The organism is Pandoraea sp. PE-S2R-1 (assembly GCF_002179865.1).
GTDB lineage: Bacteria > Pseudomonadota > Gammaproteobacteria > Burkholderiales > Burkholderiaceae > Pandoraea.
Genome location: NZ_NGUR01000017.1, coordinates 219,928 through 241,924, shown reverse-complemented (window position 1 = coordinate 241,924; position 21,997 = coordinate 219,928). Strand labels below are relative to the sequence as shown.

The 21,997-nt window shown below is 64.3% G+C and carries 21 protein-coding genes; 14 read left to right on the top strand and 7 right to left on the bottom strand.

Annotated features, from left to right (window positions below):
- The first annotated feature begins 88 nt into the window (after nt 1-88).
- Nucleotides 89-574 carry a YajQ family cyclic di-GMP-binding protein gene (locus CDV44_RS25065; RefSeq protein ID WP_058375834.1) on the top strand — a complete coding sequence of 162 codons (486 nt, stop codon included), beginning with the start codon at nt 89-91 and terminating at the stop codon, nt 572-574.
- A gap of 73 nt (nt 575-647) precedes the next feature.
- Here CDV44_RS25065 and plsY read toward each other — a convergent pair whose 3' ends face one another.
- On the bottom strand, nt 648-1,253 hold the full coding sequence (plsY, locus tag CDV44_RS25060; protein ID WP_087691358.1) for a glycerol-3-phosphate 1-O-acyltransferase PlsY: 606 nt from the start codon (nt 1,251-1,253) through the stop codon (nt 648-650).
- Nucleotides 1,254-1,378: 125 nt separating this feature from the next.
- Entirely contained in the window at nt 1,379-1,873 is a 495-nt protein-coding gene (gene ybaK, locus CDV44_RS25055) for a Cys-tRNA(Pro) deacylase (protein WP_087691357.1), read from the bottom strand.
- Nucleotides 1,874-1,938: 65 nt separating this feature from the next.
- On the opposite strand from ybaK, the gene CDV44_RS25050 reads away from it, so the two are divergent.
- Nucleotides 1,939-3,504 carry a class I adenylate-forming enzyme family protein gene (locus CDV44_RS25050; protein ID WP_087691529.1) on the top strand — a complete coding sequence of 522 codons (1,566 nt, stop codon included), beginning with the start codon at nt 1,939-1,941 and terminating at the stop codon, nt 3,502-3,504.
- Between the two features lie 24 nt (nt 3,505-3,528).
- Here CDV44_RS25050 and xerD read toward each other — a convergent pair whose 3' ends face one another.
- Together xerD and queG are read right to left on the bottom strand one after the other, a co-directional pair.
- On the bottom strand, nt 3,529-4,464 hold the full coding sequence (gene xerD, locus CDV44_RS25045; RefSeq protein WP_087691528.1) for a site-specific tyrosine recombinase XerD: 936 nt from the start codon (nt 4,462-4,464) through the stop codon (nt 3,529-3,531).
- A 116-nt stretch (nt 4,465-4,580) separates the two neighbouring features.
- Nucleotides 4,581-5,828 (bottom strand): tRNA epoxyqueuosine(34) reductase QueG, encoded by a 1,248-nt coding sequence (gene queG, locus CDV44_RS25040; protein WP_087691356.1) that lies wholly within the window; start codon nt 5,826-5,828, stop codon nt 4,581-4,583.
- A 17-nt stretch (nt 5,829-5,845) separates the two neighbouring features.
- On the opposite strand from queG, the gene tsaE reads away from it, so the two are divergent.
- Nucleotides 5,846-6,370: a tRNA (adenosine(37)-N6)-threonylcarbamoyltransferase complex ATPase subunit type 1 TsaE gene (gene tsaE, locus CDV44_RS25035; protein WP_087691355.1), complete on the top strand. Its 525-nt coding sequence runs from the start codon at nt 5,846-5,848 to the stop codon at nt 6,368-6,370.
- Nucleotides 6,352-7,839 carry an N-acetylmuramoyl-L-alanine amidase gene (locus CDV44_RS25030; protein ID WP_087691354.1) on the top strand — a complete coding sequence of 496 codons (1,488 nt, stop codon included), beginning with the start codon at nt 6,352-6,354 and terminating at the stop codon, nt 7,837-7,839. The genes tsaE and CDV44_RS25030 overlap by 19 nt, the downstream gene beginning before the upstream one ends.
- A 154-nt stretch (nt 7,840-7,993) precedes the next feature.
- On the opposite strand, the gene CDV44_RS25025 is transcribed toward CDV44_RS25030, so the two are convergent.
- The gene (locus CDV44_RS25025) at nt 7,994-8,662 is read right to left on the bottom strand and encodes a VTT domain-containing protein (RefSeq protein ID WP_058375839.1); all 669 of its coding nucleotides are present in this window, start codon (nt 8,660-8,662) and stop codon (nt 7,994-7,996) included.
- Between the two features lie 270 nt (nt 8,663-8,932).
- Between CDV44_RS25025 and mutL the strand changes: the two genes are divergently transcribed.
- The 9 genes from mutL to CDV44_RS24980 all read left to right on the top strand — a co-directional run bounded on the left by mutL (nt 8,933) and on the right by CDV44_RS24980 (nt 19,869).
- Nucleotides 8,933-11,011 (top strand): DNA mismatch repair endonuclease MutL, encoded by a 2,079-nt coding sequence (mutL, locus tag CDV44_RS25020; protein WP_249277708.1) that lies wholly within the window; start codon nt 8,933-8,935, stop codon nt 11,009-11,011.
- Nucleotides 11,012-11,048: 37 nt separating this feature from the next.
- Nucleotides 11,049-11,996 carry a tRNA (adenosine(37)-N6)-dimethylallyltransferase MiaA gene (gene miaA / locus CDV44_RS25015; protein WP_087691353.1) on the top strand — a complete coding sequence of 316 codons (948 nt, stop codon included), beginning with the start codon at nt 11,049-11,051 and terminating at the stop codon, nt 11,994-11,996.
- 208 nt (nt 11,997-12,204) lie between these two features.
- The gene (locus tag CDV44_RS25010; protein WP_087691352.1) at nt 12,205-13,104 is read left to right on the top strand and encodes an ABC transporter permease; all 900 of its coding nucleotides are present in this window, start codon (nt 12,205-12,207) and stop codon (nt 13,102-13,104) included.
- Between the two features lies 1 nt (nt 13,105).
- On the top strand, nt 13,106-14,158 hold the full coding sequence (locus CDV44_RS25005) for an ABC transporter ATP-binding protein (RefSeq protein WP_087691351.1): 1,053 nt from the start codon (nt 13,106-13,108) through the stop codon (nt 14,156-14,158).
- A 75-nt stretch (nt 14,159-14,233) separates the two neighbouring features.
- A complete protein-coding gene (locus CDV44_RS25000) occupies nt 14,234-15,298 on the top strand; it encodes an extracellular solute-binding protein (protein ID WP_087691350.1) in 1,065 nt (354 codons plus the stop codon).
- Between the two features lie 35 nt (nt 15,299-15,333).
- Nucleotides 15,334-16,245: an ABC transporter permease gene (locus CDV44_RS24995; protein ID WP_249277707.1), complete on the top strand. Its 912-nt coding sequence runs from the start codon at nt 15,334-15,336 to the stop codon at nt 16,243-16,245.
- 100 nt (nt 16,246-16,345) lie between these two features.
- Nucleotides 16,346-17,542 (top strand): Xaa-Pro peptidase family protein, encoded by a 1,197-nt coding sequence (locus tag CDV44_RS24990; protein WP_058375844.1) that lies wholly within the window; start codon nt 16,346-16,348, stop codon nt 17,540-17,542.
- Between the two features lie 104 nt (nt 17,543-17,646).
- The gene (locus tag CDV44_RS24985) at nt 17,647-18,888 is read left to right on the top strand and encodes an amidohydrolase family protein (RefSeq protein WP_087691349.1); all 1,242 of its coding nucleotides are present in this window, start codon (nt 17,647-17,649) and stop codon (nt 18,886-18,888) included.
- Between the two features lie 66 nt (nt 18,889-18,954).
- Nucleotides 18,955-19,869 (top strand): LysR substrate-binding domain-containing protein, encoded by a 915-nt coding sequence (locus tag CDV44_RS24980; RefSeq protein WP_087691348.1) that lies wholly within the window; start codon nt 18,955-18,957, stop codon nt 19,867-19,869.
- Nucleotides 19,870-19,894: 25 nt separating this feature from the next.
- Here CDV44_RS24980 and gstA read toward each other — a convergent pair whose 3' ends face one another.
- Nucleotides 19,895-20,521, bottom strand: a complete 627-nt coding sequence (gstA, locus tag CDV44_RS24975; RefSeq protein WP_087691347.1) for a glutathione transferase GstA — start codon at nt 20,519-20,521, stop codon at nt 19,895-19,897.
- A 121-nt stretch (nt 20,522-20,642) separates the two neighbouring features.
- Between gstA and CDV44_RS24970 the strand changes: the two genes are divergently transcribed.
- Nucleotides 20,643-20,981: a helix-turn-helix domain-containing protein gene (locus tag CDV44_RS24970; protein ID WP_087691346.1), complete on the top strand. Its 339-nt coding sequence runs from the start codon at nt 20,643-20,645 to the stop codon at nt 20,979-20,981.
- A gap of 9 nt (nt 20,982-20,990) precedes the next feature.
- Here the strand turns inward: CDV44_RS24970 and CDV44_RS24965 are convergent, their stop codons facing one another.
- A complete protein-coding gene (locus CDV44_RS24965) occupies nt 20,991-21,872 on the bottom strand; it encodes a LysR substrate-binding domain-containing protein (protein ID WP_087691345.1) in 882 nt (293 codons plus the stop codon).
- Nucleotides 21,873-21,997 lie beyond the last annotated feature (125 nt).

Sequence of the window (21,997 nt, the reverse complement as noted above, 5' to 3'; positions counted from 1 at the left end):
GGCCGCCCCACGGCGCAGGCGCCTCAATGGCGCCGCACGCGGGGCCAGCCGTCCCTTTCACGAACCCTTTGTATTTCAGGAGAGCCAGATGCCATCGTTTGACGTGGTTAGCGAAGCCAACATGGTAGAGGTCAAGAACGCCATCGAGCAGGCCAACAAGGAAATCTCGACGCGTTTCGACTTCAAGGGGTCGGACTCGCGTGTCGAGCACAAGGAGCAGGAGATCACCCTGTTCGCCGACGACAACTTCAAGCTCGAACAGGTCACGCAGGTGCTCATCGCCAAGATGGCCAAGCGTAACGTCGACGTGCGCTTTCTCGACTACGGCAAGGTCGAGAAGGTCAGCGGCGACAGAGTCAAGCAGGTCGTCAAGGTGAAGAAGGGCGTGGAAGGCGATCTGGCCAAGAAGATCGTGCGCCTGATCAAGGACAGCAAGATGAAGGTGCAGGCGAGCATTCAGGGCGACAGCGTGCGCATCGCCGGTGCCAAGCGCGACGATCTGCAAAGCGCCATGGCGCTGCTGCGCAAGGACGTGACCGACACCCCGCTCGACTTCAACAACTTCCGCGACTGAGCGTTGTTGTTTCAGCCAATAAAAAACCCGCAGTGCTCGCTGCGGGTTTTTTTTATTGCCATTGATGTTGTTGTTACTTCTTCTTGCTGCCGATACGGCTTTCCTTGCCCGCGATGAGCTTGGCGATATTCGCGCGATGGCGATAGATCAGCAGAATCGCCATGACGACGACGGCGGGTGCATACGGCCCCAAGCCGAACATGAACACGTAGTACAGCGGCGCGAACACGGCCGCGACCAGCGCCGCCAGCGACGAATACCGGAAGAAAACGGCAATGATGAGCCACGTGGCGGCCACGGCCAGCCCGAGAATCGGGTCGATCGCGAACAGCACGCCAGCAGCAGTTGCCACGCCCTTGCCGCCCTTGAAGCTCAGGAACACCGGGTAGAGGTGGCCAATGAACACGGCCAGCGCGACCGCCGCCAGACCGAAGTCGCCGACGCCCCAGGCGTCGGCAAAACGCTCGGCGAGGTACACGGCGAGCCAGCCCTTGAGCGCGTCGCCGAGCAGCGTGAGCACGGCGGCCTTCTTGTTGCCCGAGCGCAGCACGTTGGTCGCGCCCGGGTTGCCTGAGCCGTAACTACGCGGGTCGGCGAGACCCATCGTGCGGCTGACGATCACCGCAAACGGCACCGAGCCGATCAGGTACGCGAGGACGATAAAAACCAGAGTGGCCATGAACTTCTAGCGTGAGGAAGATTTGTAATGGGCGCCATTCTACTTGAGACGCCCTGCCGCCCCATTCTGGCAAACACGGGGTTGCGCGAAGTCCCGGCGCGTCGGTGGCCGACGGTGGCTGGCGCTCAGTCGTCCGCCAGCGCGCACGACACCGGTTTGGCTGCCAGCGTGTTGAGCAGCACCTGCGGGGCAATGCCGATGAGATAACCGCGCCGCCCGCCGTTGATGTAGATCTGCGGCAAGTCGAGCGCCGATGCCTCCACGTACACCACCATCGCGCGCTTCGTGCCGAACGGCGACGTGCCGCCCACCATATAGCCCGAATGCCGCTGCGCCACGTCGGGCTTGCAGGGGTCGACCCGCTTGGCGCCGATCTGGCGCGCGAGATTCTTCGTCGAGACAGTGCGGTCGCCGTGCATCAGCACGATCAACGGGCGCGCCTTTTCGTCTTCCATGACGAGGGTCTTGATGACCGCGTGCTCGTCCACGCCCAACTGACGCGCAGACTCACCGGTGCCGCCGTGCTCGACGTACTCGTAGACGTGTTCGGTAAAGGCCACTTTCTTTTGCTTCAGAAACTGCGTGGCCGGCGTTTCCGAGACGTGTTTGGTCTTGCTCATGGGCGCCTATTGTAATGAAACGCCCCTGCTGTGTCGCCGTCATGCGCGGGCATTACAATGCGGCCATGGCCGCTACCCCCGACACCTCGCAACAGGATGCGCTGGCCGCCCAATGGCTGGCAAACCTGCCGCCGCGCATCGACGCCCTGCCCGCCCGCATTGCGGCGCAAACGCCTGCACGCATTGCCCTCATCGACGACTTCCGCCGGCTGACCTATGGTGAACTGACGCACGCCGTCGCCACGTGTGCCGCGCATCTGCGCGACCACGGTGTGCGCGGTGGCGATCGCGTGATGATCGTCGGCGAGAACGGCATTGCCTACGTCGTGCTGCTGCTCGCCGTGGCGGCGCTCGATGCCTGGCCGCTGCTCTGCAACGCGCGGTTGTCGGCTACCGAACTGGCCGTCATTCGCGATCACGCGCGCCCGCGCTGCGCAATCTTCACCATCGACGCCTCCCCCGATGCGGCCGCTCATGCGCGCAGCCAAGGCGCGGCCATCGTCTGGACCGATCTCGCACTGGGGGCGCTGGCCGCCACCGACGCCGACCCGCAAAGCGCGGCCGAACCGGTGCAGACCGACCCGGCAGCGCAGTGCGGCGCGCTCATCTACACCACGGGCACGACGGGTACGCCGAAAGGCGTGCGTCTCTCGCATCGCAATCTGTTGTTTATCGCGGCGATTTCAAGCACGTTGCGGCGCGTCGGTGCCGACGACGTGGCCTACGCCGTGCTGCCCATCTCGCATGTCTACGGTCTGACGTCGGTGTGTCTGGGCACGTTGTATGCCGGCGGCACCCTGCGGCTGGCGGCGCGCTTTACCCCTGAAGCGGTGCTCGACTCACTGGCCCACGACGGCCTGACGATATTGCAGGGTGTGCCCGCCATGCACGCACGCCTGATAGCTCATGTGGCTAGTCAGGGCACCCCGCTCGTGGCCCCGCGCCTGCGCTTCGTGTACTCGGGCGGCTCGCCTCTCGATGCCGCACTCAAGGCGCGTGTCGAAGCGTTCTATGGCCTGCCGATTCATAACGGTTACGGGTTGACGGAGAGCAGCCCGACGGTGTCGCAGACACTGCTCGACGCCCCACGCGACGACTGTGCCGTCGGGCCCGCGATTCCCGGGGTCTCCGTGCGCATCGTCAGCCGGGAAGGACACGATTTACCCGACGACGAAGTCGGCGAACTCTGGGTGCGCGGCCCGAACGTCATGCTTGGCTACTACCGCGCACCGGAACTCACGGCCGCCGCCATTACCCCGGACGGCTGGCTTCGCACGGGCGATCTGGCACGACGCGAAGCCGACGGCGCGCTCTTTCTCGCGGGACGTGCGAAGGAGCTGATCATCCACTCCGGTTTCAACGTGTACCCGATCGAAGTGGAACAAGCGCTCGCCAGTCACGCCGATGTCCTGCAAGCGGCCGTGCTGGGACGTGAGGAAGATGGCAACGAGCAGGTGATCGCGTTCGTGGAAGCGCGCCCGGGACACGTCATCGATGTGGCGGCGCTCGCCGCATGGGCTGCCGAGCGGCTGGCACCGTACAAACGCCCGGCAGAGATTCGCGTGCTCGATGCCCTGCCCGCCGCGTCGACCGGCAAGGTGCTCAAACACAAGCTCAAGGCGCTGCTGTAGGCGGCGCTGGCCAAATGAATTCGCTTACCCGCGCGGATGATGTTGCGCGTGCAGCGACTTCAATCGCTCGCGCGCCACGTGCGTGTAGATCTGCGTGGTGGAGATATCCGCGTGCCCGAGCAGCAATTGCACCACGCGCAGATCAGCACCGTGGTTGATCAGATGCGTGGCGAACGCGTGCCGCAGCGTGTGCGGCGAGAGCGGTGCGTGAATATCCGCAAGCTGGGCGTAGCGCTTGATCAGATACCAGAAGGCCTGCCGCGTCATGCCATCGCCGCGCTGGGTGACGAACAACGTGTCGCAGGCACGGCCCGCGAGCAGCACGCCGCGGCTCTCCGCCAGATAACGTGTCAGCCACCCGCTGGCCTCGTCGCCGAACGGCACCAGCCGCTCCTTCGCCCCTTTGCCGAAAATGCGCAGCACACCCTCGTTAAGACCCACTTCAATGGTCTTGAGCGCGACCAGCTCCGACACCCGCAAGCCACTCGCGTACATCAGTTCCAACATCGCACGGTCGCGCAAGCCGAGCGGCTGCGTCAGATCCGGGGCACCCAGCAGCGCTTCGACCTGCGCTTCGGATAACGTCGACGGCAAGCGCTGTGCGCGTTTCGCCGAGGCAATGCGCAGGCACGGGTCCACATGCACGATGTGCTCGCGCAGCGCCCAGTGATAGAAACGCTTGAACACCGACAACCGGCGATTCACGCTACTGGCCAGACTCTCGCGACGCCAGGCGAGATACGCCGACAGCGCCGCCTCGTCGACGCCATCGAGCGCCATGTCGTGCTTGGCTGAGAGCCATTCGGCGAACAGCCGCATATCGCGCCGGTAAGCGTCGAGCGTATTGCGCGAGAGCCCGTCTTCGAGCCAGATCGTGTCGCAGAACTGGTCGATGAGCGTGGCGCTGCGCACATAGGCGGCCCCCTGCGCGTCGAATTCGAGCGCTTCGTCCGCGTGCATGCCGGCGTCGGCCGTCTCGTCCAGATCGCCGATGACCGCCTGCTCGAACGGCTCGTCATCATCGAAATCGACGGCAGGGTCGACCACAGCCGCCGGTGTCTTTTTAGCGCGCGTCGTCAAAGCGTCGCTCCTTCCTGAGCCAGTGCCCATTGCACATGTTCGCGCACCAGCGCAGAGGGGTGATCCATGCGCGCCGTGAGTGCATCGCGCAGCGGCTTGCACGCGCTCTCGTTCGCATTCTCACTCTGCGCCCCCGGTGCACTGACCTCACGCAGCGCATTCCCCAGACCGACCGCCAGATTGCGCAGCCATCGCTCGTGGCCGATGCGGCGAATCGGGCTGCCTTGCAGCCGCGCGAGGAACTCGTCTTCGGTCCACGCGAACAATTCCACCAACGACGCACGATCGAGACCGTTGCGCGGATCGAAATCGGGCAACGGCGAAGGCTGCGCAAACTTGTTCCACGGACAGAAAAGCTGACAATCGTCGCAGCCGTAGATGCGATTGCCCATCTTGGCGCGCAACGGTTCGGGAATCGCCCCCTTATGTTCGATCGTCAGATACGACACGCACAGCCGCGCATCCACACGATAGGCCTCGGTGATCGCCCCGGTCGGACACACATCGCGGCATCGCTGGCACTGGCCGCAGTGCTCGCCGCGCGAGGCGCCCACCTCTGCCTCGACAGGCAACGGCACATCCACGAAAATTTCGCCGAGAAAGAACAACGATCCCGCGTCGCGCGAGAGCAGCAGAGTGTGCTTGCCGCGCCAGCCGAGACCGGCCTTCTGCGCGAGTTCCACTTCCAGCACCGGTGCCGAATCGGTGAACACGCGATACCCGAACGGCCCGATCGCCTGCGAAACCCGGTCGGCAAGTTGCTGCAAGCGGTTGCGCATCACCTTGTGATAGTCACGGCCGCGTGCATAGATCGACACCACCGCCTCGCCCGGCATGTGCTGACGCGCCGCTTCGTGCGCGCGCCATGTGGCCATGTCGGTGTCTTGGGGAAGATAATTCATGCGCGCGCTGATCACGCGCACCGTGCCGGGCACGAGTTCGGCGGGGCGGGCCCGCTTCATGCCGTGCGCGGCCATGTAGTCCATATCGCCGTGACAGCCGTCGTCGAGCCATTGCTGCAAACCCGGTTCGGCGTGCGAGAGATCGGTGTCCGTGATGCCGACTTCGCCGAAGCCGAGTTCATGCGCCCACGTGCGAATTTGACCCGCGAGCGTCGACAGTTGCGCTGCACTGAGCGAAACAATCGCCGTATTGTCGCGCGAGGGCGACACTTCGGGCCCATCCGGCAGTGCCGATGGCTCGACTTGTGCGGCGGGAGCGGGGAAAATCACGGAAGCTTTCATCGACTCTATTTTACGCAATGCCCGAACACACAGCGTCCGCGCCACTGGGCGAGCGCATTTTTGCGCTTCCCGACGAAGCTGCCACCGAAGCCTTCGCAGCGGCACTCGCGCACGCCATCGTCTCGCGCATGGCCCACACCGACGCCGCCCATGCGGGCCTGCACGTGCAGCTCTCGGGCGATCTCGGTGCCGGCAAGACCACGCTGGTGCGTGCGGTACTGCGCGCGCTGGGCCACCACGGCCGCGTCAAAAGCCCGACGTATGCGCTGTGTGAACCGTACAACATCGACACGCCGCAGGGTGTATTGCCGGTCTATCATTTCGACCTGTACCGCTTTGCCGATCCGGCCGAATGGCACGACACGGGCTTTCGCGAGCATTTTGCCGGCGACGCCCTGTGTCTGGTCGAATGGCCCGAGAAGGCCGGCGGTCTGCTGGGCACCCCCGATTTACGCCTTTGGCTGGAACCAGTTGGCGATGGCCGACGTCTCACGACGAGCGCCTACACGCCGGCCGGTCTGGCTTGCCTGAACTCATGCTGATCAAACGCTTCGCCCGTACCGACGACGCCTCCTCGCCCAATGCCGGCCGCCGCCGCGCATTGCGCGCCGGCGCATCGACGCTGATCCTCGCCCTCACCGGCCCCCGTTTCGCTTTTGCCAACGCCATCGTCGCGGTGCGCGTGTGGCCTGCGAAAGACTACACACGCGTGACGCTCGAGACCGACAACCCGGTCAAGTTCCAGCAGCAGTTGATGGAGAGTCCGAACCGCTTCGTCATCGATCTCGATGAAGTGGATCTGAGCCCGACGCTGCGCGATCTCGTCGCCAAGATTCAGCCGAACGACCCGCAAATCGCACAAGTGCGCGTGGGGCAGTTCAAGCCCGGCGTGGTGCGCATGGTCTTCGACCTGAAGGCCGGCGTGAAACCGCAGTCGTTCACGCTGCCGCCGGTCGCGGGCTACAAGTACCGCACGGTGTTCGATCTGTATCCGGCGGTGGAACCCGATCCGCTCATGGAGTTGCTCGCGAAGTCCGGCCGCAAGGCCGAAGCGCTCGCGCAGCAGGGTCCGGCGCCGTCCTCGGGCGGCACGCCGAGCAGCGAAGAGAGCGAGGCGTTCTTCCAGCAATATGCCCAGCGCGATGCGGGCAATGCCGCCCCGTCACGCCCGCCCACGCCGTCCTCGTCGACGCGCCCGCCCCGCCCGGCCCCGGAGAAGACCCCGCCGCTCGCGCAGCGTAACGACGACGATGACGACGGTCTGTCCATCGCACCGCCGCCCTCGCGCGGCCCGAAAACGGCCCGGCTGCTCACCATCGCCCTCGACCCCGGCCACGGCGGAGAAGACCCGGGCGCCATCGGCAGCAAGGGCTCGTACGAGAAGCATGTGGTGTTGCAGATCGCCAAGCGCCTGCGCGACAAGATCGATGCGCAGCCCAATATGCGCGCGATGATGACCCGCGATGCCGACTTCTTCGTGCCGCTCGGCGTGCGCGTGCAGAAGGCCCGCCGCGTGGATGCCGACCTGTTCATGTCGATTCACGCCGACGCGTTCACCTCACCCGCGGCCAACGGCTCGTCGGTGTTTGCGCTGTCCGAGCGTGGTGCCACCAGTGCCACGGCGCGCCTGCTCGAAAAGACTCAGAACGCGTCCGACCTGATCGGCGGCGTGAACATCAAGACCAACGACCGCACGGTGGCGCACGCGTTGCTCGACATGTCGACCACGGCGCAGATTCGCGACAGCAAGGTGTTTGGCGATGCCCTGCTCAAGCAGATTGGCGGCCTGAACCGCTTGCACAGCGGCCGCGTCGAACAAGCGTCGTTTGCCGTACTCAAAGCCCCGGACATCCCCTCGGTGCTGGTCGAGACCGCCTTCATCAGCAATCCCGATGAAGAACAGCGGCTCAACGACCCGGCGTATCAGGAGAAGCTGGCCAACGCGCTGCTCACCGGCATCAAGGCGTATTTCGCGAAGAACCCGCCGCTGGCGAAGAACCGCACGGCCTGATATCGACGGTTGCCGGTCTCCGGTCTCCTGCCTCCGAAGACCGGCATGGCAAACAAAAATGGCGCGCCCAATCGGACGCGCCATTTTCTTGTCTGAAGCTTCTCTGAACCTTGGCGGGCGAGGACTATCGCCCCGCCACCGCGCCATCAGGCGATCACTCGCCTTGGCTTTGCGGCACGCGGCGACGGCCGCGCGTGAACATCTTCCACAGTGCGCCCAGTGCGATCGGCACCACGGCCGCGCTGATGCCCACCAGCACGATCACGTTCAGGTATTGCTTGACGATCGGCAGGTTGCCGAACACGTAGCCACCGCCCACGAGCAGCACCACCCAGATCGCCGCGCCCAGCACGTTATAGAGCTGGAAGCGTGCCCACGGCATGGCCGACACGCCTGCCACGAACGGGGCGAACGTGCGCACTACCGGCACGAAACGCGCCATCACGATGGTCTTGCCGCCGTGGTGTTCGTAGAAATCGTGCGTCTTGCGCAGCGCGTCGCGATCGAGAAAACGCCAGTTCTTCTCGTACACGCGCGGCCCGATCTTCGAGCCGATCCAGTAATTAAGCGTATTGCCGGTAATCGCTGCAATAAAGAGCAGCACGCCGAGCAACCACGGGTCCATGGCACCCGTCGCGGCAAACGCGCCGCCGATGAACAGCAGGGAATCGCCCGGCAGGAACGGGAACAGCACCAGCCCGGTCTCGACAAACACGATCAGGAACAGGAACAGATAGACCCAGTTTCCGTACTGATCGATAAACACACCCAAATGCTTATCGATGTGGAGCACCATCTCCAACAACTGCACCAAAGTATCCAAGACGATTCCTCAAGATAAAGGACGCCGGCCCGTCCCCACGGGCATACGACGAATCGCATCATACCAGCGCATTCATCGGGCGTCGTTAAGTGCCGGCGGCGGGAAAAATCGCCCGTTCACCGGCTGTCGGTTCCCTTCAGCCACACCGGGCCCTGCCCCGACCTTCCTATGACTGCACTATATAGGGCTTTTATTAGCGTCAAGTTAGGTATTGCAGGCTGAAACACAGACCGATCTATGTCTTTGAGGGCAACCTTTATAATGGTTCCCATGTCTGCCACCCCGACCTCAAATTCCGCTGCCGAGCGCCTCGCCGGTGCCCCCGACGACACCGCCAACGGTGCCGCCGACGCTGATCATGCGGAGCGCCCGGCGCGCCTGCCCGGCCCCATTCCGGCTGCCTTGGCGCCCACGCGGGCCATCCGCGTCCTCCCGGACCAGTTGATCAGCCAGATTGCCGCCGGCGAAGTGGTCGAACGGCCGGCCTCGGTGGTCAAGGAACTGCTCGAAAACGCCCTCGACGCCGGTGCCCGCGCGCTCCAGATCAAGCTCGAAGAAGGCGGTGTGCGCCGCATCGCGATTACCGACGATGGCGGCGGCATGTCCTCCGAGCAACTGCCGCTGGCACTGACGCGTCACGCCACCAGCAAGATTCGCACGCTCGACGAGCTGGAATCGGTGCTCACCCTCGGGTTTCGCGGTGAAGCGCTGGCGTCCATCGCCTCGGTGGCCCAGCTCACGCTGTCGAGCCGTCAGATCGACGCTCCCCATGCCACGGCTATCGACGGTAACACCGGCGCGCTGACGCCCGCCGCCGGGCCGGTCGGCACCACGGTCGATGTGCGCGACCTGTACTTCAACACCCCCGCGCGCCGTAAATTCCTCAAGACCGAGCAGACCGAATTCGGCCACTGCATGGATGTCATCCGTCGCAGTGCGCTCGCGCGCCCCGATGTCGGCTTCTCGATCCTGCATAACAACCGTGCGGTCGAGCACTGGAATGTGTCTGACGCCGCCACGCGGGTCTCGCGTGTGCTCGGCAACGACTTCGCCGACGCTCACCTCGCATTGGATGAAGGCGCGGCCGAGCTGCGCCTGTCCGGTTTCGTGGGGCTGCCCACGGCCAGCCGTGGCCGCGCCGATCAGCAGTATTTCTTCGTGAACGGCCGCTTTGTGCGCGACAAGCTGCTCACACACGCCGTGCGCGCCGCCTATGAAGATGTGCTGCATGGTGACCGCTATCCGGCCTACGTGCTGTATTTCGAACTTCCGCCGCAACTGGTCGACGTGAACGTGCACCCGTCGAAGATCGAAGTGCGTTTTCGCGATGCGCGCAGCGTGCACCAGTTCGTCTTCCACGCCGTGCAGCGTGCGCTCGCACGCGCCGCCGGCAGTGGCGGCGCAACCCACGCCGCGCATGTCACCGAAGGCGGTGGCCTCGCGGCAGGGAATGGCAACAACGGCGCAGGCTTCGGCTTCATGGGCGCACGCCCTGCCGCCGGTTTCGGCACGCCGGGAGGCAGCAACTGGAACCCGCGCGCGCAGCAAGGCACGCTGCCGGTCGCGCAGCCGCTCTCGGTCTACGACAACCTGTTCGGACGCGCCGCGCCGCCCGCACCCCGCCCGTATGGCCAACCGGGCGTCACCGATGCTCCGGCTTCGGCATACGGCTCGCTTGGCGCCCTCAGCACGGCAACGGATGCGACTGGCGCATCAATGACCGACGGCATGACGGCAGGCGCCACGCCTGACGCCATGCAGCTCGAACAGCCGCTCGGCTTCGCCCTCGGCCAACTGCACGGCATCTACATCCTCGCGCAGAACGCCTACGGGCTGGTGCTGGTCGACATGCATGCCGCGCACGAACGCATTCTTTATGAACAGTTCAAGCACGCGCTGATCGAGCGCGTCGTGCCGGTGCAGCCGTTGCTCATCCCGGTGACATTCTTCGCCGACCCGGTCGAAATCGGCACGACCGAAGAGCATCAGGAAACCTTGAAAGCCCTCGGTTTCGATCTCGCCGCGATGTCGCCGACGACGCTCGCGGTACGCGCCATTCCCGCGTTGCTCGACGGGGCCGACGCACAAGCGCTGGCCCGCGCCGTCCTCGCCGATCTGCGTCAGTACGGCGGCTCGCGTGTGCTCACCGAACGTCAGCACGAGTTGCTCGGCACGCTGGCCTGCCACAGTGCCGTGCGTGCCAACCGGCGTCTGACGCATGAGGAAATGAACGCGCTGCTGCGCCAGATGGAAGCGACCGAGCGCGCCGACCAATGCAATCACGGCCGTCCCACGTGGTATCAGCTCACGCTGGGCGACCTCGACAAACTGTTCATGCGCGGCCGTTGAGTTGCAGCACAAAGCACGACAAGGTATCCGGAAGTCCATGAATCACCCGCCCCCGATCATCTGCCTGCTGGGCCCGACGGCCTCCGGCAAGACCGCTACCGCGCTCGCGCTCGCACAAGACACACCGATCGAAATCATCAGCGTCGACTCTGCCCTCGTCTATCGCGAGATGGACATCGGTACGGCCAAACCCAGCGCCGCCGAACTCGCCGCCGTGCCGCATCATCTGATCGACATCATCGATCCGCGCGACGCCTACTCGGCAGCCCAGTTTCGCAACGACACACTGCGTCTGGTCGACGAGATCACCGCGCGCGGTCGCCGGCCGTTGCTCGTGGGCGGCACCATGCTCTACTACAAGGCGCTCACGCAAGGCTTGTCGCCGTTGCCGTCCGCCGATGCCGACGTGCGTGCCCGCCTCGATGAGGAAGCCGCACGCGATGGCTGGCCGGCGATGCATGCGCGATTGGCCGCCGTCGATCCGGTCACTGCCGCGCGACTCGCGCCGAACGATTCGCAGCGTGTTCAGCGCGCACTCGAAATTTTCGAGCTGTCGGGCAAGCCGATGTCGCAATGGCTCGCCGAACAGGCGCAGGCCCCTGCCGAAGCATCGCCACACACGTTCATTCCCGTCGCGCTGGAACCGAGCGATCGCGCGGTGTTGCACACGCGCATTGCCGAGCGTTTTCGCGTGATGCTCGCTGCCGGTTTCATCGAAGAAGTGGAGCGTCTGCGCGCGCGCGGCGATCTCGATCCCGGCCTGCCGTCGATGCGTTGCGTGGGCTACCGTCAGGTGTGGGAATACCTCGACGGCGAAACCGATTACGACACCATGCGCGACAAGGGCATCTTCGCGACGCGCCAGTTGTGCAAGCGTCAGCTCACATGGCTGCGCTCGATGCCCGAGCGGCATATCGTCGACTGCACCGCCAGCGATGCACCGCAACGCGCGCTCGCCACCGTGCGCCAACTCTGGCAGGACTGACTCAGGACGGAGTCAAGACCGAGTCAGGACAGACCTGCCCGCGTTCCGCCATGCCGCTGTGCGGAACTCATTCTGAATACCTCTCCCGCCTCCGTTGAAACCCTGACAGCTTTCCGGTTTGCATGTCGATTTTGATATGCTAATTTGCATATCAACGTTTCGATCAATTCAAAATTGCATCGAATCCACGATACCGGGAAGGGTGCCAATGACGCAGACTTCGATGGAACAGAGTGGGGTGCCGGGCGCGCTGCAAGGGGGTGCGCCAAGCGACACGCTACGGTTACCGGCAGGCAAGCCGCGCGGCATTTCAGCCGGCAAATGGGCCGTGCGCGCCGGTGTCACGCTGATCTACCTGTTCATGCTCAGCCCGCTGATTTTCGTGATCTGGCTGAGCTTCTTCAAAGACGCGATCATCACCTTCCCGCCCAGCGGCTACACGCTGTCGTGGTACGCCAACGCGTGGCGCAATGCCGCGTTCGCCAACGGCTTCCTCCTGTCTCTGCAACTTGCTGCGTGCGCAGCCATCGGCGGTGTCATTCTCGGCGTGGCCGCTTCACTCGCACTCGCCCGTTATCGCTTTCCCGGACGCCGCACGCTCGGCAACGTCTTGCTGCTGCCGCTGGTCGTGCCCGGCATCGTTGCCGGCATCGCGACCTATCTGTTCTATCTGCGCGCCGAAAACATCTTCGATGTAGATATCGTCGGCACCTTCACCGGACTGGTCGTCGCGCACATCTGCCTCACTATTCCGTGGACGATGCGTCTCGTCGGCGCGAGCCTCGCGCAGATCGACGGCACCATCGAAGAAGCGGCGCGCAACCTCGGCGCAGGCCCGTGGCGCACGCTCTGGCGCGTCACGCTGCCGATGTTGCGGCCGGCCATCGTCGCCGCCGTGTTGTTCAGCTTCATCGTGTCGTTCGAGAACCTCGAACTCACGCTGCCGCTCGTCGGCCCGGGCAAGACCACGCTGCCCATCGCGATCATGCAGTACCTCGAATTCAACCTCGACCCGACGATTGCGGCGGTCTCTGCCGCGCAGATCGTGTTGCTCGGCATCGTCATGCTGATCACCGATCGCTTCGTCAAACTCAGCCAGGTGATCTGACATGGCCAACGTCTGTCTGCGCGGTCTGCGCAAGCAATACGGCAACTCGGCGGCAGTGGCCGACTTCTCGCTCGACATTGCCGAAGGCGAACTCGTGGCCTTCCTCGGCCCGAGCGGCTGCGGCAAGACCACGACGCTGCGCATGGTCGCGGGGTTTGTGGAGCCGACCGACGGCGAAATCTGGATCGGCGGCAAAGAGGTGTCGCGCTTGCCGCCGCACCGGCGCAACACGGGCATGGTGTTTCAACGCTATGCGCTCTTCCCGCACATGACCGTCGCGGAAAACGTCGCATTCGGGCTGGAGATGCGCCGCGTCTCGAGCGCCGATCGCGCGACCCGCGTGCGTGAAGCGCTCGACATGGTGCGGCTGACCCAACTGGCCGACCGCTACCCGCGTCAGCTTTCGGGCGGACAGCAGCAACGCGTGGCCATTGCTCGCGCGCTTGCCATCCGGCCCGACGTCTTCCTGCTCGACGAACCGCTCTCGAACCTCGACGCCAAGCTGCGCACCGAAGTGCGCGAAGAGATTCGCGCGTTGCAACAGCGTCTCGGCCTGACTACGATTTTCGTCACCCACGATCAGGAAGAAGCGCTCGCCATTGCCGACCGTCTCGCCGTCATGCACGACGGCCGCGTGCAGCAGATCGGCACCGCCGACGCCCTATACGAGCGTCCCGCCAACCCGTTCGTGGCGAACTTCCTCGGCAAGATGAATTTCCTCGCCGGCCGCATGAACGATGGCCACTTCGTCACCGCGAAGGGCGAGCGATTTGCCCTCGCCAACGCTGCGCCCGACGCCACCACGCTCGGCATTCGGCCGGAGCGCCTGCGCCTGACCGATGCGCCGGTCGGCAATGAAAGCGCCGTGCCGGTGACCGTCGATCAGACGATCTATCTCGGCTCCACGCTCGAGCTGCGCCTGAAGAGCCCGCAGGGCGAGATGCTGGTCGCGCATGTGCCGAACACGGCGAGCGACAGCGCCGGGCGGTATGCGCCGGGCCAGGTGCTCAAGGCGTGTTTCGCCCCCGGCGACTGCCTGCTGTTCAACGCCTGACCCTCTGTTTTCTTACCCGCGGTCCCGCACCGGTGCCGCCCTTTGTTTCGGCCTCACGTTAGGAAGGATGACGACATGACGCACGCCCTGAACCGCCGCACGTTTCTCAAGACCGCCTCCGGCCTGGTGCTCGCCCCGGCGCTCGGCCTCGAAGCCCTCTCGGCACGCGCGGCCGATGCCTGCCCGAACGTGGTGGTCGGCACTTGGGGTGGCGACTATCTGAATCTGCTCGAGCAGAACATCGGCAAGCCGATCATCGAAGCGGCCGGTGGCAAGGTCACGTACGACTCGGCCGATCAGGTCGCGCGCATGACCAAGCTGCGCGCCGAAAAAGCGTCGCGCCGCGGCTCGCTCGACGTCGCCTGTCTGGCCGATCTCGATATGTACGACATCAACCGCTCGGGCATTCTCGAACCCATCGACGCGAAGCTCGTGCCGAACCTCGCCAACACGCTCGAATCGCTGCGCCGTCCGTACTCGATTCCGCACATCTTCAGTGCGATGGTGATCGTGTACAACCCCGAAAAGCTCGGCACGAAGCCCGACTCGTTCATGGCCGCGCTCGATCCGAAGCTCAAGGGCAAAGTCGGCTTCTCCGACATCCTCTACAACTTCAACGTGGTGAGCAGCTCGCTCGCGGCAGGCCACAAGGACGGCGATACCGCAGGTGGCATGCAGTTCTTGCGCGAGTTGCGCAAGTCGCAGCAACCGAAGGTGTACCCGTCGAACGAAGCTGTGGCGTCCGCGCTCAAGAGCGGCGACATCTGGTTCACCTGCATGTGGAAAGCGCGCGCGCTGCAATGGAAGAAGGCCGGCGTGCCGATCGAATACGTGGTGCCGAAGGAAGGTGCCGTACCGGTGACGTTCGAAGCGGCCGTGCCGAAAAACTCGCAGTCGAAGATGTGCGGTTTCAACTATCTGAACGCAATGCTCGACCCGCGCGCACAGATCGGTTTTGCGGAAACGATGGGCTACGCGCCGACCGTGAAAAATGCCAACCTGCCGCCGGCGCTGCAACAGAGCGTGGGCTTCACGAACGCCGAACTCGATCGCATGGTCAAGCTCGACTACGCCAAATTCACCGCCGACAAGCCGGCGCTGCTCGACTTCTGGAACAAGGAATTCAAGGTGGGCCTGTGAACGCCGCAGCCGCGCCAGAATCGCCTGAGCCAACCATGCCATCGCCGACCCGCCTCTCTCCGACATCCCGAGCCGCCACCGCCCGCGCGGTGCGCGGCGCCTTCACGGGCGGTGCGCTGGCGTTTCCCGCCACGCTCGTCGTGCTGGTCGTGATCGTGTTGCCGGGGCTGCAACTGCTGCGCTACAGCCTGAACCGGTTCGATCCGGTCGACATGATGCAGGCCGCCATCACCGGCGAGAACTACATCAAGTTCTTCACCGACCCGTATTACCTGTCGGTGTTGTGGACCACCATCAAGGTCGCCACGCTGTGCACCGCGCTCGCGCTCGTGCTCGGCTTTCCGGTCGCTTATGTGCTGGCGCGCACGCAAAGCCGCTTCAAGAGCCTGCTGGTGATCTTGCTGGTGTTCCCGCTGCTGGTGGGCAATGTGGTGCGCGCGGCGGGCTGGATGGTGATGCTCGGCAATGCGGGCTTCGTCAACTCGTTGCTCGTCTCTCTGGGCATCGTGCCGCAGCCGATTCGCCTGCTTTACACGCCGTTTGCCGTGGTCGTGGGCACTACGGCGGTGGTGCTGCCGTACATGATTCTCACGTTGCAGAGCGTGCTCGAAGGCATGGACTTCTCTGTCGAGGAAGCCGCCCGCAACCTCGGCGCCACCTTCCGGCAAACGCTGACCCGCGTGATTCTGCCTATGGCAGCGCCCGGCATTGCGGCGGGCACGATGCTCGTGTTCATCCTGTGCATGAACGCTTATGCGACGCCCGTGCTGCTCGGCGGCACCGGCATCACGATGATGACGCCCTCCATCTACGACCAGATCGCGAAGGCGAACAACTGGCCGTTCGGTGCCGTGCTCTCGCTGGTCTCGATGGTGGTGACGTTTGCGCTCGCCATCGCCTCGCACTGGGTCATTCAGCGCCGCTATGCGAAGACGATGATGACCTGACTGATCTGATTGAGTTGAAGAACTGAATGTGCTGATCCCCACCGGCTCAGGGCCTGTTCACCCGACGCTGCCGGACATTACCGATCGAAAGGATTTCGCCATGCCGACACTCTCCGATGCTACCCGCCAGTACCGCCGCGATCTGATGAACGATCTGATGGATCACACGCGCGTCGATGCCCTGATCTTCACCGCCGCCGACTTCTTCCAGTGGGCGACCAACTTTCACGTCGACGTGCAGACGTGGGAGCGCCCGATTGCGGTGTGTGTGCCGCGTGACGGCGAGCCGTTCGCGGTCATGAACGAGCTGTCCACGCACCACCTGATGATGGCGCGTGAACGGGGCCATCTGTGGCTCGATCTCGATCGCGTCTCGCTGTACGCAGAGCATCCGCGTGTGACGCAGCGTCTGCCGTTGCTTGCCGAAGTGCCTTCGCTCATCGCCGAACGTCTTCGTGCCGCCGGGCTCGCGGGCGCGCGCATCGGCGTGGATGCGGCGGGCGGCCCGCTCGCGCGTGCCAGTGCGTCGCTGCCCGATGCGAAGCTGGTGCCGATGCTCGCCGAGATGCGCTCGCTGCGCTGGGTCAAGCATGCGGAAGAGATTGCGATCATGCGCGCGGCGTCCGAACTTGCCGACTGGGTGCAGGACCGCTATCGCGAGAACATTCGCCCGGGACGGCTCGTGCAGGAACTCGATTACTCGATGGCGGCACTGATGGTCACCGAAGGGGCGAAGCGGTTCCCCGGCGAGAATCTGGAAGTCATGCGTTGCTGGACACTCTCCGGCCCCGCGTCGGCTTCGCCGCATGGTGATGGCGCGTCGTGTGGTGCAGTGATCCGCGAGGGCGACGGGCTGGTGAATATCGTGATCCCGCGCTTGAACGGGCTCGTGATCGAGAACGAACGGACGTGGTTCTGCGGCAAACCGTCGAGCGATCAGGCGAAGTTTTACGAAGTGGCCCGCGCCGCCAACGAAGCCGCCGTGAACGCGGCGGTGACCGGCCGGCCCGTCTCGGGCATCGACGCCGCCGCGCAGGCGGTCATTGAAAAGGCCGGTTGCGGCGAATACATCCGCCATCGCACCGGGCACGGCATGGGCATCATCGGCCATGAATATCCCGACGACATGGCGTTCAATCATCGTCCGCTGCTGGCCAACGAGGTCTATTCCGCCGAGCCGGGCATCTACGTCTACGGGCTGGGCGGCTTCCGACTGGACGACTCGGTCGTCACCGGCGACACCCCTGAAATGCTCACGCGTACGCCGCGCACGCTGGCCCACGCCACCATTGACTGAGCGCGCACGAGACGCACACGAGAGACACACGAGAGACATAGGCATGGCACCGCGCACCCCATGCGTGCACGGTGCTTGAGAGACACCGTCTGGGAGGAGAGGTTATGGAGTCGATTCTGTTGTCGAACTGCGCGTTGCTCGATCCGGTCAAGGGCGAGTTGCGCGGTGATCACGCGGTGCTGATCGAAAATGGCCGCATCAAGGAAGTCTCGGACAAACCGATTCGCAGCCAGAGCGCGCGCGAAATCGACGTGCGCGGCAAGACCGTCATGCCGGGCCTGATCGATCTGCACGTGCATGTGCATGCCACGCAGCTCAATCTGTCGGCGCAGGCGCATCTGCCCAACGTGCTGGTCACGCTCAAGTCGGTGCCGATCCTGCAAGGCATGTTGCGGCGCGGCTTCACGACCGTACGCGATGCCGGCGGCGCCGGGCACGCGATCAAGCACGCGGTGGAAAGCGGCTTGGCCGAAGGCCCGCGTCTGTTCGTGTCGGGCCGCGCCATCAGTCAGACCGGCGGACACGGCGACGGCCGCCCGCGCACCGACTACATCGGCACCGACGGCCCGTGCCCGTGCTGTGTCCGTGTGGGCGCGCTGTCGCGTGTCGCCGACGGCGTGGACGAAGTGCGCCGCGCCGTGCGCGAAGAACTGCAAATGGGGGCCGATCAGATCAAGATCATGGCCTCAGGCGGTGTGGCGTCACCGACCGATCCCGTGGGTGCATGGGGCTATTCGGAAGACGAGATCCGCGCCATCGTGGCCGAAGCGCGCGGGCGCGGCACGTATGTACTCGCGCATGCCTACACGGCTGCCGCCATCGAGCGCGCCGTGCGATGCGGTGTGCGCACGATTGAACACGGCAATCTGGTCGATGCACCGACGGCTCGCTTCATGGCCGAACAGGGCGCGTACGCGGTACCCACGCTCGTGACTTACGATGCGCTCGCGAATGAAGGCAAGTCGCTAGGTCTGCCCGACGACAGCGTGGCGAAAATTGCCGACGTGCACGCCGCCGGGCTGCGTTCGCTCGAAATCTTCCGCGAAGCGGGCGTCAAGATGGGTTACGGGTCGGATCTGCTCGGCGAGTCGCAGCGGCTGCAATCGGATGAATTCCGGCTGCGCGCCGAAGTGCTCTCGCCTGCGGAGATTCTGCGCAGCGCGACGGTGGTCGGTGCCGAGGTGTTGGGACAGTCGGGCCAGTTGGGCGAAATCGTGCCGGGCGCACACGCCGACATCCTGATTGTCGACGGCGATCCGTTGCGCTCGCTCGACTGCCTGCTGGGTCAGGGCGAGCGGATTCCGATGGTGATGAAGGGCGGTAAAATCCACGCTTTTGCGCTCTAGGGTCTGCTCACCTTAGGCAAACGCGTCGGGGCACTCGGGTGCCCCGCCCTCTCTTCGGGAGACCTGATGGATTTTCGGCACGTCGACGCCTTTCGGGCGCTGATGCTCACGCGCACGACCACCAAGGCCGCGCAAGTACTCGGCACGTCGCAGTCGGCAGTGAGCCGGCTGGTGGCCGACCTTGAGCGGCTGACACGGCTCACGCTGTTCGATCGTGCACGGGGCCGGCTGGAGCCGACTGCCGAAGCGTTGGCCTTGTTCGAAGAGGTCGAGCGGCGCTACGCCGGGCTCGAGAACATCCGTGAGTTCGCGCTGAACCTGCGCAACCCCGATCAGGCCGTCATTCGTGTGGGCTCGGTGGTGTCGTTCGGGCTGGGCTTCTTCGCCCGCGTGATGGCCGGGTACCGCGCGGTGCATCCGAGTGTGCAGCTTGCGCTGGTCACGGGGGCATCGGATCTGATTCGCGATCAGGTCGTCACGCGTCAGATCGCGCTCGGGCTGCTCACCGACACCAAGGATGTGGCCGCCACCGACGCCGTCTCGTTCGCCAAGCTCGACGCCATTTGCGCGCTGCCGGCCGGTCATGCGCTGGCCCGCAAGAAGGTCATACGGCTCGCCGATCTGAAAGGGCAGCCGATCCTCTCATACGAGCCCACGGACATGGTGCGCTGGGGCATGGACCAACTCTTCATCGAGGGCCGCCTGCATGAGCAGGTCGTGGCCACGGCGCGCTACTCCGTGAACATCGGCACGATGGTCAAGGAGAAGCTCGGCATCGGCCTGCTGCACCCGGTAGCGGCCTACGACTTCCTCGACTCCGATCTCGTGCTGCGACGCTTCGAGCCGTCGATGCCCTTTCATACCTTGCGCGTGACGCCCCGCTCGGCGGCACCGAGCGCGCAGATCGACGACCTCGTGCGCGTGATGGAAACCACGCTCGACGATGTGATGCGCGCCGTCGAAGATCGCATGAAGCGCTGAGCGCGAGGCGCCACGGCAAAGCGCCTTATGCCGCGTCTTGCGCAAGCGCCTCACGAACCGACGTGCGCTCGCTCACGCGCGCAAACCATGCGCGCAGGTGGCGGTATTCGCTGAGATCAATGTCGGCGTTGTAGACCGACGTCATCCAGCTCGCCTTGCCCCAGCGCGTAATGGCGAACAGGTACGCGTCTGCTACCGTGAACGACTCTCCCATGAGGTACGCCTTGCCTTCGAGTTGGCGATCGACCCATGCGAATCGCGACGCCAGCTTCGGGCGCGCCGTCTCCACATACTTGCCTGCGGCCACCGCATACAGCAGCGGAATAAAGCCCTTGTGGATCTCCGCGCTCAGAAAATTGAGCCATTCGAGCAGACGGTATCGGGCAAGCGTGCCGTGCGCGGGCACCAAACCGGTTTCCGGGCGCTGATCGGCCAGATACTGCGCGATGACCACGCCTTCTCGCAGACACGTCCCGTCATCGAGTTCCAGCACCGGCACGTAGCCAAGCTCGTTGACGTCGTAGAAGCTGCTGCCATCGTTGAGCAGATGCTTGCGCGCGTCGACGCGAATCACTTCCGCGGCCAACCCCGTCTCCTGCAAACCGATGCAGATCGCCAGCGAACAACTTCCCGGTGCGTGATACAGCTTCATTGCGTTCTCCTTTTGAACCCTGATAGCGGTGAAGAAGCGACTATCGCTCACCCGGTATAAAAAGAGAAGAAGGCAAATGTTTGTGATATAGGTACAAAAAATATACCTACTCAGGTGCCCAATGAAGGAAAGTGCGACCGGTTGTTCTGTCGAAGAATCGATGCGTTTGCTCGGTGGACGCTGGCGATTGCTGATCGTCTCCTACCTGCTCGACGGGCCGAAGCGATTCAATGATTTGCGGCGCGACGTTCCGGGTATTTCACAGCGCATGCTCACGCTCGATCTGCGTGCGTTGGAAGACGCCGGATTGGTCAAGCGAACCGTGTTCGCCGAGGTGCCTGTCAGAGTTCAGTACGAACTCACCGAAGACGGTGAGCGCCTGCGCCCCGTGGTCGCCGTGATGCAGGAATTCGGCCTCTGGCTCAAGGCGCGTCCGGCGGCGGCTGACGGCGCACAGTGAGGTCAGCGTCTACAGCATCCGGTCGCACATGAAGTCCACGAACACGCGCAGCTTGGGCGAGAGATGACGGCTCGACGGCCACAGCATCCAGAACTGACCGGGATTCTCCAGATAGTCACCGAGAAAAACCTGAAGCTCGCCTGCGGCAAGCGCGTCGCGTGCGAGAAAGTCGGGCATGTACGAGATGCCGAGCCCGTGCGTAGTCGCACTCAGCAATGCCTCCATGTTGTTGCACGTGAGGCCGGTAGGCAGCTTGGGCTCGCGCGTGACATCAGCGACGAACGCCCACGGCTGCAACTTTCCGGAAGTCGGAAAGCGAAAGCGGATGCACGTGTGGGTTTCGAGATCGTTCGGTGTTTGCGGCGTGCCGTGCTTGGCAAGATAGGCGGGCGATGCGCACAGCACGAAGCGAAACGGCCCCGCGCGACGCGACATGAGCGTGGAGTCCGGTAGATCGCCGCTGCGAATGACGGCGTCCAGCCCGCTTTTGATCAGATCGACGATGCGGTCGTCGAAGTCCAGATCGAGTTCGATCTCCGGGTACTTGGCAGCGAACGCGGGCAACAACGGCATGACGAATCGATAGGCCGTCACCGGCAGCCCGATGCGCAACTTGCCGCGTGGCGTCTGCGATACCTGCGAGAGCATGGCGCGCGCATCGGCCAGTTCATCGAGCACGCGCCGGCAGCGTTCGTAGTACATCTGGCCAGCTTCGGTCAGATTCACCCGCCGCGTGCTGCGCTGAAAGAGCCGTACGCCAAGCGTCGCTTCCAGCCGCGCAATCTGCTTGCCGACTGCGGAAGCCGACACCCCGGTCGCCTGCCCCGCCGCCACGAAACTCAACGTTTCTGCCGCTCGCACGAACGCGGTGATTTCCGCCAGATTGTCCATCCTCATGCCCTCCAGTTCGGATTGCGGCGCATCGCCCGCGACCAGTCGACGCTAGCGCCATCCATCGACGCGTATTGCGGAATATTATTCCTTAATCTACGAACTCTCCGCCTATTTATCCCGCA